An 11,860-nucleotide genomic window follows, 5' to 3' on the forward strand; every position below is an offset into this window, starting at 1 on the left:
TGCCCCGTCTTACCTCTCTTCTCGATGTCACCTATTTCTGCCTTTATGGGTTCTGTCGGGAAGAGACTAAAAAAACAAAACCCTAAATGGAGTTAATAATGAAAAAAGTAAGTGTAATTGCTGCTGCAGTGGCTGCGACTCTCGCTGCAAGTTCGGCGTTTGCAGTCGACTTTAACGGCTATTTCCGCGCTGGAACAGGAATCAGTGGTCAGGGCAATGGTGATATCTCTGTAGACAAAAATGGTGTGGGTCGTTTGGGTAACGAAAACGACAACTACTATGAGTTTGGTTTTGCTGAAGAGCTAAAAACAGGTGAGCAAACTTGGCGTTTAGAGTCGATGATCGCTTCAGGTACGCAAGGTGCAAACGGCTGGGAAGACAGTGACTTCAACGTTGCTCAGTTTGCGGTGAAAGCGAAAGGTTTGATTGCCGGTGACGACAGCGCTGAAATCTGGGCAGGTAAGACATACTACCAACGTAAAGACATTCACATCACAGACTTTTACTTTTTGAACACATCAGGTACCGGTGGTGGTATCCAAAACCTTTCTGTTGGTGATCAGAAACTATCTGTTGCGTTGATCCAAGATGGTAGCCACGATGATTCAACGGGTTATATCTTTGACGCACGTTTGGCAAACATTGGTTTGTGGCAAGATGCGAGCCTTGAACTAGCACTGGCTTACAACTTTGCGACTGATAAAGGTGATGCAACAGAAGCAGCAAAAGATGGCGTTTTAGGTTCTGCAATTGTTCACCAAAATATGTCAATGGGCTTTAACCAAACTGTACTGCAATACGGTACGAATGGTTATGGTGTTCAAGCGGCTAACCTATGGGGCGCTGGCTCTTACTACAACCGTGGTAACGCAGATCAAAACGACGCAACAGGTTACCGTTTAATTAACTGGGGTGTGGTTAACCTTGGTGAATCATGGGAAATGGGCCACCAGCTTGCTTACTTAGCTGGTTCTGACATCGGTGCGAGCAAGTTAGATATTGACCAATACTCGATTGTGGCGCGTCCAATGTACAAGTGGAACGACACTATGCGCACAGTATTTGAAGCAGGTTACAACGCAGGTGAGCGTGTGGATGGCACGGGTGCTGCAACAGAAGATTTCGGTCTAAGTAAGTTCACGGTAGCTCAGTCTTGGGCGATGGGTAACGGCTTCTGGGCTCGTCCAGAACTACGTGTCTACGGTTCATACTTGCTTGATACTGAAAACGACAACGCGTTCGGTACTAACGAAGATACCGAGTACGTGGTTGGTATCCAAGTAGAAGCTTGGTGGTAAACCCAGCTTTGTCCTAACTGTCTTAAGTCATTACTAGCCGGCGTTTTCCGTCGGCTATTTTTTTAAGCCCTCTCCCCCGAGGATTTAAAAAAATAACCAGAAGGATGAATCGCTTATGTATTTCCGTGCTTTGATTTTAAGTGGTTGTGTTGCCCTGACCGGCTGTCAAACAACGCAAGTTGTTGAACAAGTGCCCGCTGCAAATGCTCAAATGGTCAGCTCGATTGAAGGCTTAAGTAAGTTGCCTTTGACGCTACCAAGTTCCGTGGTGGTCGACATCACCCAAGGCAGCCAGATCCTAACCATGAATGGTATTGAGAGCCCGGTCGCGGCGTTTGAGATCCCTGCAAATCGTGGTGAGTTAGACATTACCATTACATCTTTGATTGAAGATTCGGTGTTTTATCCATCGGCAGTAATCATGAGCAAAAGCGGCAAAATTCTAGAGTCTTACCAAGGTGCGGATTTTGAATACCGAAAGCCACGTTTGAATCTGGGTGATCGCATTGAAGCTGAAAAGCGTTTTTTTCCTCCTTATGGTGAAGAGAGTGTGTACTTAATCGTCTACACCACAAAGGAAGCATTGAAAGGAACGACAGGGGTGATCCACCCCGCTCGTTTGGATGCGGAGGCTCGTGGTAACTATCTACCAGAGATCAAGGACATCCCTAAACCCCATGCTAACACAGGTCGAATTGAAGTTGCCGTAAAAGGGGCTGGCTTTATTCGGATTGGTACTGAGGCGGAAAAAACTGATACACCACCTGCTAAACGTATCGCTGCACCACAACCAGAGACACAAACGTTTTACCACAATGCCATTCGAGCGGCTGTTGAAGCCAATGACCTCAATAAAGCCCTCAGCTTACTTGAAGAAGCCAAAGCCCTGAATATCGAAGGTGCACAGCAGATCTTTGTTCAGGCCGTGAATAAGAAATAGAGACTTTTAGCAAGAATTAAAACGCTATCGCATGACTGCGATAGCGTTTTTTTAATTGGATAATTCAAGAAAGCGTGCTGACAAAGGAGGCAAATCAAGCTGCATAGTAGCTGATGATGGAGTGACGATCAGCTCAAAGCATTGCTGTGAAAGTTTGTCGAGTACCGCATATGCGCCGGGCTTTAACTGCCAGTGGTGGATGAGCGCCTGAGGCAAAGTGAGAGCGATGGTTTGACCCTCTTGTTTGCTGAAATTAGTGGCTAAGATGAGCTTCTGGCGCTTACAGCTTCTGGCAAAAGCATAGAGTTGGTGTTGCATTGGAGCAAAGTTCTTATGGTTTTCTGCGTAAAGATCATGATATTCCCCAAGCAATGCAGGGCTGTTTAAGCAGAGATTCAATAATTGTTGGTAGAACTGTCGCAGCGCCTTTTCGTGCGGGTTAAGCTGACCGCCATCAAATCTGCCATGATTCATCCAGCGTTGGTGATGGGGAACGCCAATGTAGTCAAAAATCGATGTTCTTGATGGTTGGCCAAATCCTGCGATTTCGTTGGCAGGTTCACCAACTTCTTGGCCAAAGTAGAGCAGTGTCGGCGCTGAGGATAAGCAAGCTGATACCAACATGGCAGGTTTAGCCGCTTCAGCTAAGCCAGCAAACTCGGGAGAAGCAATGCGTTGCTCATCATGGTTTTCGAGAAAATGCAGCATATGCTGCTCAATATCGCGCATTTCCCATTCGATACGGCCAATATCGCTGGTGGAGCCGTCTCCTTGCATGATGGCTTTGAGTTGATCATAGAGATCCACTTTGTCATACAGGTAATCCATTTTCCCAAGCTGGATATAATCTCGATATAACGAAGGTTGATAGACTTCAGCCATCAAGAATGCATCTGGGTAGTGATGTTTGATGGTGGCATTGAGAAAGCTCCAGAATTCAACAGGCACCATTTCGGCCATGTCATAACGAAACCCATCAACCCCTTTACTTAGCCAAAATAAAGCAATATCACGGAACTTATACCAAGAGTCAGGTAGGTCGTGTGCTTGCCAATACTGATAGTGCTGTGCATGATTCTTGTCTCGGAACCCTTGCGGAAGTGTCGGGAAGTCCTTGCTACCATCAGGTTTGATACCGTAATTAATTTTAACGGTTTCGTACCAATCATCGGCTTGTGGTTTGGCAAGCCGTGAGCCATTACCCGTCCATTTTGCTGGATATTCTGCATACGGATTTTCTTGTATTGAGGGCTGTTTGCCTCCTAATGGCTGCATATGAGGGGGAAGATCTGGTGTTTTAAATGCGTGATCAGGGATGTAATAAAAGTTGTTGTCTCGAGCGTAAGCCACTTTGTTATTGTCGTTTTCACCGAAATCTTGAACATCTTTGGGATTATTCAGCCCTTGGTAATGGCGAGCAACATGGTTAGGAACAATATCAATGATCACTTTCATTCCGGCCTCATGGGTCCGTTTGATTAACGCCTCGAACTCTTGGTTTCGTTGTGCTGGGTCATCAGCCAAGTCTGGGTTGACGGAGTAATAATCTTTGACGGCGTAAGGAGAGCCTGCGCGACCTTTGACGATATCTGGGTGATCTACCGCGATCCCAAATTCGGAATAATCGGTGAGAAGCGCATGATGCGGCACGCCGGTATACCAGATGTGTGTGATACCGAGCTGGCGAATGGCGCTTAACGCTTCGGGTGTGAAATCAGAAAACTTACCCACGCCATTTTGCTGCATGGTGCCCCACGCTTGATTGGTGGTATTGGTATTGCCAAAGAGGCGGGTAAAAACCTGATAAATATTGAATTTGCTCATGACTAACGCTGTGAAAGTGATTTCATTCTAGCGTAGAAGAGCACGGAGGATTTTCCCTCATCCTCTGCTTACGTTAAGGGGGCGTAGATAACTTTTTTGTGAGTGTGATAGAAAAAACGCCGCATCGAAATGCGGCGTTGGTATAGTAGGAAATGGTTCTGTTCAACAAGATTACTTACGATCTTGGTCGAAGTCGCCATGGAAGTGGTCGTGATCTGACACACTGTCTGCGGCTTTCAGCTTCTCACCGATACGCAGTTTTTCTGCCGGCGCTTCGTAGCTCAATGAACGAGCCATACGTGGTGCTGCTTCTTCCGCTGGGAACAGCTCTTTGCTAAACGCGTAGTAAGTGGTGACATAAGCAAGAGCTTGAGTGTTGACGTACAGCGCTTGCTGGCTCACGTTTGTGAGATCATCACACGCTTGGTGGTAACACTTGTCGTAAGCGACATCGATTTCACCGCCAAACTGAGCCACTTCTTCCGCTGATTTCACTTTCTCTGCACCGGTAAACAGGCCACCAAATGCCACGCCCCAATCCGCAAAGCCTGCGTAGTCAGAACGCTTAGATAGTGCTTGAGGTACGGTCGCTTCAGATTTCGAAGTAAAGAACTCATTGAAAATGGATTCGATATCTGATGTACCGTGTGGTGGCTCAAAATCACCTGTGTAGGCGTTGTCTGGGCTGTCTTTGGTATCAGACAAGTCACCATCCATTACACCGTAGATGTAGTTTGGAGAGCCAATCATATCGAAGTTTAGGTACAACTTAACTTTGTTTAGCTTGTTGTAACGTGCTTCAACCATATCCACTTGCTCTGGTGTCAATGCATTTGGATCGGTAATTTCTAGCTCCGCCATGATCTCAGTTTGTGCTTGATCGTACAACGGACCAAACAATTCATTGGTGTAGTACTCAGAGCCAACAAGACCTGCTTCTTCTGCTGCCCACCAAGCGAAACGGACTTTGTTTTTCACTGGTGCTTTTGTTTCTGCCAGTGCAACTGCGTATTCAAGTAGACCAGCAGTACCGGTACCGTTATCGTTGATACCCGGGCCTTCCGGTACCGAATCTAGGTGCGCACCTAACATCACAACCTGATTCGGGTTACCGCGTTTGGTTTCTGCAAGAATGTTTTGTGTTACGACCATTTCATCCTGAACGTTCGCAGTAAGCTTCACAGGAACGCTTTGCCCTTGTTCCACCAGAGTTCGCCATTCGGCACCCAGATCGAAACGTGCGCCCATGGCAGGAATGGTCACTTTGGTATCACTGCCTAAGGTACCGTTAACCACAGATTTGCGGCCTTCGTTATTACCTTGGTTAAAGACGATAACCGCTTTCGCGCCTGCGTTTTGAGCGTTCATCACTTTCGCATCAAAAGTACAGCCACCACGCTGGATAGCCGCGATCTTACCTGCGACATCTTTGCCTTCAAAGTCTGATGCCTCACAGCCATCCGTACTGTCGTAATCTGCTGCGTCAAAACGAAAATCTGGTGTCACAAATGCTACTTCACCAGTAATTTCGCCATTTGAACTACCTGAGTAGGACATGACTGCGTAGTCAGGATCCACGCCTTCACCTGCTTCTCGCACACCGACTAAATCGGCGTTATTAACATTCAGCGCACTGCCTGCTAACTCTTCCCATGCGCGGAAGTCAAATTCTTGAGTGGTGACCTCATAGCCATGCTCTTCCATGACGTCAATGATGTATTCCAATGACTCTTGGTAGCCCACTGTACCTGCTGCACGGGTAATAGAGTTCCCGTCGCTGGTTTTTGAAGCGCGTGCTTCGAGCTCTGCTAAGTGCTCGACGACGTCTTCACGATCGATTTTGCCACTGACGTGTTCCGCCGCTGTTCTGGGATCGTTCCAGAAACACCCTGTTAACATGGTTGAGCTAATCAGAGTTGCGAGGATTGTTTTCGTTGTTGTTATGCTTACTTGCATTTGTGACTCCTTGTGTTTATGAATCCCAACCATTCTTACCTTGAATAAGGTTGATTAATACGTAACTAAGTTATTAATTTGTTAAATAATGAATTGACATCAAACAATTGGCATCTTTGCAATGCAACGTGATTAGAGTTGATACACCAATGTCGCATAATCAACAACTTCTGTATTCAATAATACTGTTGTAATTTATAGGCTTAGCGTTTGATATAGGCATGAGAAATTGTGAGGGAGATTGAACGGTTTTCATGCTTTGGTACTGAAGCTTTATACTGGGTTAGTACTAGTTTTATAAAATATTACGCTGTTGGCTCGCAAAATATATATTTACAATATCAATGTATGAGTGGTGTTTTATATTATACCTTGACCATTATTTGGTTAAGGATACTAGTGCAATGCATAAACGGTTTTTTAACGCTTTGATATATGGTTCTGGAGCTGCTCTAGGTGCTGTTTTGTTAATGGGATGTAGCGAGCAACCTGTAACCTCTGAATCACATTTAGGCGTCTATTCTTCAACTTATCCCGGTTTGCCTCATGTGAAATTCTATCGTTCAGAAGGAAAAAATTATCTGATCACGCCTTGGGGGCACCAGCAAATTCAAATTAAACCAAACGGTACCTTTGACGCGATTGAAGGTAGTGAGGATGCTACCGGCACGTTATCTTTGTTGGAAGATGGGATGTACCAAAAGGTGGTGATCAATTATTGGGGTGAGAGCCATCAGTTAACGCGCGTTGAAGATGCTGAAGGGGAGGCGTTAATCGAGCTGCTGTATGGTTCCAACTGGTTTACCCGAATTTCGCCATTTGATGATTGCGATGATGATTGGTTGGTCAAAAAAGAAGAGGTGACCTTTGATCATACCAAGTTGGATGCACTGTTGGAGAAGCTCAACGGCGAACAAGACCCTTATCAAAAAACCAGTAGTTTGCTTGTGATGAAACAGGGCCAATTGATTGTAGAAGAATACATGAATGGTTGGCAGGCTGAGTATCCTCATAGTATTCAATCGATATCAAAAAGTTTGACCTCGTTAATGGTTGGTGTAGCCATTGAAGAGGGGCTTATCGAAGATGAAGAATCGCCGCTATCGACCTATTTGCCGCATTACACGGGATTTTTGCAAGGAGATAAGAGCCAACTGACGTTAAAGCATTTTCTAACGATGAGTTCTGGATTGGATTGGGATGAGTGGAGCTTACCTTATTCGGATCCAAATAACGTCCGCTATCAAGAAATGTTCAACTCAGAGCCCGTGAAGTTTGTCCTCGATAGAGAACTCGTTCAATCTCCAGGGGCTCACTTTACTTATAACGGTGGCTTGGTGACTGTAGTAGGGGAAATTCTGGCAGATAGGGACCGTAAAGCGAACTTAGCTGGTTATATTCCGCAAAGCAAAATGGCAGAGCTTTGTTTTAAAAATGCTTATATGTCAGGCCAAATGGGGAATGTGAGTAACGCTGCAGGAGGTGGCTTTTTACGCGCAAGAGATATGTTGAAACTTGGGATGCTGGTGCTAAATGATGGTCAATGGCAAGGAAAGCAGATCGTCAGTAAAGATTGGATTGAACGCTCAACCCAGTCCTATGTCGCCACCAATTGGGACGGTAGTGGTTATGGCTATTACTGGTGGATAAATGACCATTTTGTTGATGGTAAAACGTATCGTGTTGTATATGGCCTTGGATATGGCGGCCAGGTTATTGCTGTGGTGAAAGAGCTGGATCTTATCGTAGTGAAAACAGCCACCAATTATGCAGGGCAGACGAATGATTTCAGCATCATGAAACACGACATCCTTCCTATCTTTATTGAACATGAGGATTAACAGCCAAACCCAAACAAAAATGATGTGCTTGCAAAGAGCACGTCATTCTTGTTTACCAAGCCATGGATACATGCAAACCGACTGATTCATCATCCACCCATGGAACAAGCTGGACGTTATTATCGAATGCGTCGGTAAATATCCATGCGGAAACAGAGCCAAGCACTGCTCCTGCCAAAACATCTCGCCAGTAGTGTCGATTGGCCTCGACGCGGCCAACTCCCACGAGAGAGGCAACGCCATAAGCGGGCAAGCCAACTTCCCAACCATAGCGAAGGTGTAGAGTCGTGGCAGAAGAAAAAGCCATGGCGGTATGGTTGGAAGGAAAGCTGTCATCGCTGCTGCCATCAGGCCTTTCTTCTTCAATCAAAGCTTTGCCTAGCAACCCAGTTCCGCCTGCTACTGCCATACTAAGACCAGCTTGCTGAAAGCCTTGCCAATCCTTTTTGTAGGCAGGCAAAGCCAGCGCCGCACCAACCAAACTATATGCGCCAATATCACTAAATGTGTCCCAGTGATCCGAGCTTGAGGCTTGGACAGGTAAAGACAGCGTGGCAGTAAGGAGTAGAGGAGCAAGTCGGGTTACAGCTTTCATAATCTCGATGTTTGATGGCGTTCATTTGAGACAAATTGTAATTCTGAACAGGGGGAATGTGACAGAGAGTTGTAAAATCCACGAGACGTTTTTTTCATTTGTCGCAACTCTGGATAGGTGTTCACAAAATATCAAAAAAGCAGAACAGCAAGAAAGTGTTGGATTGTTAGCTTTATTCTTATTAAACAAATTGTTATGTGCAATTTTAATGATAGTGATGTGTATTTTTTTGTTTTGACAGTGGTGAGTTATTTCCTACTCTTAATGTCATGCGCTTAAATCCGAAACGAGATGTATTGAGGACAGCAACCAGCAGCAAGAGTATTACGACAACGTCAGAAAAAGGAGAATCCGATGGCGACATTCAAACAGGACATTCCGAATCGAGTAACGGTTTATCATGATGATCTTGATCAGGAAAACGCATTGAAAAACGCGATGCTTCCAGAAAAGCCGCGCTACTTTAATGGGTCACCAACCTATCAAGCGAATAGCGTCGATGAGTTTAAATCGAAGCTTAATCAAATAGGGATGTCGCTTGACGTATAACTCCTAGCCATTTCCTCCAAATGTTGAGGATAGCCACAACAGGGTAAAGCCGTTGCTTTACCCTGTTTTTTTCATCACTAGCCCTAACCTTCCTTTATCTTTCTTTCCGTCTGGCTGGTTGACCATTTTTTTATCGATCACAGTAAAGCCAATGCTTTCACATAGGGTAATGAGCTCTGCGACAGGGTAAGCATCATAAAAAAACTCGACATCAAACATAACGCCAGTAAAAGGCGCGATGTTGGTGTCGCTACCGCCACTGGATAAGATAAGTAACCCTTCCGGAGGGAGGGCTTGATAAGCCTTGATCAATAAGGGGAGGTGTTGTTCGCGAGGTAGATGAAACAGGCTATCCCAGATCACCACACCATTGTATGTATGATTGGTATTGAATGATTCCAGATCCTGCAAGTGCCATTGATGGAGTGGGAAGCGTTCTTGGGCGACTGCCAGCAATTTCTTTGAGCGATCAATCCCTGTGATCCGGTGGCCGTTTTCAATCAGCAACTGAGCGACGGGAGTACCGGTACCGCAGCCAAGGTCTAAGATAGCGCTCTTTTGAGGTAGCTGGTTCAAAAAACAACGGAATAGGGCTTGGTCAGGTTTGGGCAGCGTAGTGCGCATTGCTTGCCATTGGCTGGCAATTAAGTCGTATTCGGCCTTCATTCGCTTCCTTGTGATGTTAAATGGGGCAGGATCCTATTCTGCCCCGATTTGCCTATTTATCCCAGTTCAGAGCATACTTTTTTTTGTATTCCTGGAGGGGCAGGTTCGTAATGACTTAATGTCATATTGAATATGCCTTGTCCGCCGGTGAGTGAACGAAGGCGTCGTGCATAATCTTGCAGTTCATTGATAGGCGATTTGGCCTGCATTAAGGTAAAGTTATTTGCTTGTGGTTCGGTGCTCTCGATTAAACCTCGGTTGGCAGAGAGATCGCCAGAAACATCACCAACACTGTTGGTCGGAATTGTCAGTTCCATTTGAACAATGGGCTCTAAAACAATAGGGGCGGCTTGTTCAACGGCTTCCAAAAATGCTTTTTTCCCAGCAATAACGAATGCGATCTCTTTCGAATCAACGGAATGGTATTTGCCGTCAAACACCGTGACTTCAACATCTTTGATTGGGTTGCCGGATATCGCGCCTTCTTCAACTGCTTGCAGGATGCCTTTTTCGACCGCAGGAATTAAAGAAGTTGGGATGGCACCACCCACAACCTTATTAATGAACTTGAAGCCGCTGCCTCTTTCCAGTGGTCGTACACTCAGTTTCACTTCGCCAAATTGGCCGGCACCACCACTTTGCTTTTTATGGCGGTAATGGCCTTCGGCTGGCTTGGTGATGGTTTCAAAGTATTCCACGCTTGGCTGGCTGGTTTCTAGCTGGAGCTTGTAGACATCAGCCATTTTTTCCAAGGCTACCTTGAGATGAAATTCGCCTTGTCCACTGAGGACGGTTTCGTTGGTTCGTTTACGATGCTCGACTTTCAGTGAAGGGTCTTCACTGGCAATACGGTTTAGTACTTCTCCTAATTTTTGTTCGTCGCCACGTTTGACGGGTTTAATGCTCAAACTGTACATGGATTCAGGGAAGTTGAGTGTTTTTAAGCTGACATCATCTTCCTCATGGGAGTCGTGCACAATTGCATCAAACTCAAGGTCATCGACCTTAGCTAATACGCAAAAATCTCCCGCCAATGCACGTGAAATTTCACTTCGTTGCTTGCCTTGCAGTTGATATAGATGACCGACTTTGAAGGCTTTATTGCTGTCGCCTATGAATAGTTGGCTACCGGTATTAATCTCACCTTGATAGACACGTAAATAGGCCAGTTTCCCCATGTAAGGATCGACGCTGACTTTGTATACGTGAGCAACGCTGTGCTCCAAGGTTTCACAATTGACTTTGATTTTTTGCCCATTTTTCTCCAGCAGTGGCGGATTGCCCTCGTTTGGCATTGGCATAATTTCAGAAAGTACATCAAGTAGCAGCTCAACCCCAGCGCCTGTTTGTGCTGAAACAAAACAGATAGGGATCACGTGCCCAGTACGCAGGGCTTCCTCAAATGGGTCGTGTAACTGCTCTGGGGTGAGAGCAGAACCTTGCTCAAGGTAAAGTGCCATTAAGTCTTCATCTAACTCTACGACTTGGTCAATGAGGCGTTCATGCGTTGAAGTGACGTCGGAAATACAGGTTGAAGCTTGCTCGTTTGGTTCAAAGTAACAATCCACCACTTCGGTGCAATCAGCAGAGGGTAGGTTGATGGGGAGGCAACTGTCGCCAAAGTGGTGCTCAATGTGCTGTAAAATTTCTTCAAGTTTATTGGCGTGGCTGTCGAGCTTATTGATGATGATCATCTGGCATTTTTGTTGCTCTTTAGCGAAGGCATATAACCGATCGGATACTTGATTGATTGGCATTTGAGGATCGATAACCAAAGCCGATGTTTCAACCGCAGGGTAAATACTGAGTGTTCGACCAAGCAACTCGGCTTGTCCGGGGGTATCGATAATATTGAGGCGATGTTTTTTCCAGCTCAGGGCGACTGGAGTCGCTTCAATACTGTGTTGGTAATGAATAGATTGGTTATCAAAGTCGGTGACGGTATCTCCTTTGTCGACACTGCCAAGGTGCGTGGTGGTATGAGTGGTGTACAAGAGCTTTTCGATGAGGGTTGTCTTGCCACTACCAGATTGACCAACAAAGGCGATATTACGGATCTTGTTGATGGGCATAGTGAGTTCCTTACAAAATGAAAGACGAAAGACCTTGGAGTAGGCGGGATTACCGCCTGCCCGTCTTCCATGTCATTTTGCGGATGACTCGGTACATACACTCCCCAAACAAGGATGAG

General features: G+C 45.8%; 9 protein-coding genes. 4 read left to right on the plus strand and 5 right to left on the minus strand.

Features of this window, described 5'->3' with window-relative positions; all coding sequences use genetic code 11:
- The first annotated feature begins 98 nt into the window (after nucleotides 1-98).
- Both lamB and ACQEXS_RS08610 read left to right on the plus strand, forming a co-directional pair.
- Nucleotides 99-1,298 (plus strand): maltoporin LamB, encoded by a 1,200-nt coding sequence (gene lamB, locus ACQEXS_RS08605; RefSeq protein ID WP_367989295.1) that lies wholly within the window; start codon nucleotides 99-101, stop codon nucleotides 1,296-1,298.
- Between the two features lie 115 nt (nucleotides 1,299-1,413).
- A complete protein-coding gene (locus ACQEXS_RS08610; RefSeq protein WP_427013521.1) occupies nucleotides 1,414-2,238 on the plus strand; it encodes a MalM family protein in 825 nt (274 codons plus the stop codon).
- 51 nt (nucleotides 2,239-2,289) lie between these two features.
- Here the strand turns inward: ACQEXS_RS08610 and ACQEXS_RS08615 are convergent, their stop codons facing one another.
- Together ACQEXS_RS08615 and ACQEXS_RS08620 are read right to left on the minus strand one after the other, a co-directional pair.
- Complete coding sequence (locus tag ACQEXS_RS08615) at nucleotides 2,290-4,062, minus strand: alpha-amylase family glycosyl hydrolase (protein ID WP_427013522.1); 1,773 nt, start codon at nucleotides 4,060-4,062, stop codon at nucleotides 2,290-2,292.
- Nucleotides 4,063-4,233: 171 nt separating this feature from the next.
- Nucleotides 4,234-6,018 carry a M20/M25/M40 family metallo-hydrolase gene (locus tag ACQEXS_RS08620; protein WP_427013523.1) on the minus strand — a complete coding sequence of 595 codons (1,785 nt, stop codon included), beginning with the start codon at nucleotides 6,016-6,018 and terminating at the stop codon, nucleotides 4,234-4,236.
- Between the two features lie 404 nt (nucleotides 6,019-6,422).
- Here ACQEXS_RS08620 and ACQEXS_RS08625 point away from each other — a divergent pair, with 404 nt between their 5' ends.
- Complete coding sequence (locus ACQEXS_RS08625; RefSeq protein WP_427013524.1) at nucleotides 6,423-7,859, plus strand: serine hydrolase domain-containing protein; 1,437 nt, start codon at nucleotides 6,423-6,425, stop codon at nucleotides 7,857-7,859.
- Between the two features lie 52 nt (nucleotides 7,860-7,911).
- Here ACQEXS_RS08625 and ACQEXS_RS08630 read toward each other — a convergent pair whose 3' ends face one another.
- A complete protein-coding gene (locus tag ACQEXS_RS08630; RefSeq protein ID WP_427013525.1) occupies nucleotides 7,912-8,454 on the minus strand; it encodes a phosphatase PAP2 family protein in 543 nt (180 codons plus the stop codon).
- Nucleotides 8,455-8,808: 354 nt separating this feature from the next.
- Here ACQEXS_RS08630 and ACQEXS_RS08635 point away from each other — a divergent pair, with 354 nt between their 5' ends.
- Complete coding sequence (locus ACQEXS_RS08635; RefSeq protein WP_367989301.1) at nucleotides 8,809-9,003, plus strand: hypothetical protein; 195 nt, start codon at nucleotides 8,809-8,811, stop codon at nucleotides 9,001-9,003.
- A gap of 57 nt (nucleotides 9,004-9,060) precedes the next feature.
- Here ACQEXS_RS08635 and ACQEXS_RS08640 read toward each other — a convergent pair whose 3' ends face one another.
- Together ACQEXS_RS08640 and fusA are read right to left on the minus strand one after the other, a co-directional pair.
- On the minus strand, nucleotides 9,061-9,669 hold the full coding sequence (locus ACQEXS_RS08640; RefSeq protein WP_427013526.1) for a class I SAM-dependent DNA methyltransferase: 609 nt from the start codon (nucleotides 9,667-9,669) through the stop codon (nucleotides 9,061-9,063).
- A gap of 56 nt (nucleotides 9,670-9,725) precedes the next feature.
- Entirely contained in the window at nucleotides 9,726-11,741 is a 2,016-nt protein-coding gene (gene fusA / locus ACQEXS_RS08645; protein WP_427013527.1) for an elongation factor G, read from the minus strand.
- Nucleotides 11,742-11,860 lie beyond the last annotated feature (119 nt).

Source organism: Vibrio sp. TRT 17S01, from assembly GCF_050113695.1.
Taxonomy (GTDB): domain Bacteria; phylum Pseudomonadota; class Gammaproteobacteria; order Enterobacterales; family Vibrionaceae; genus Vibrio.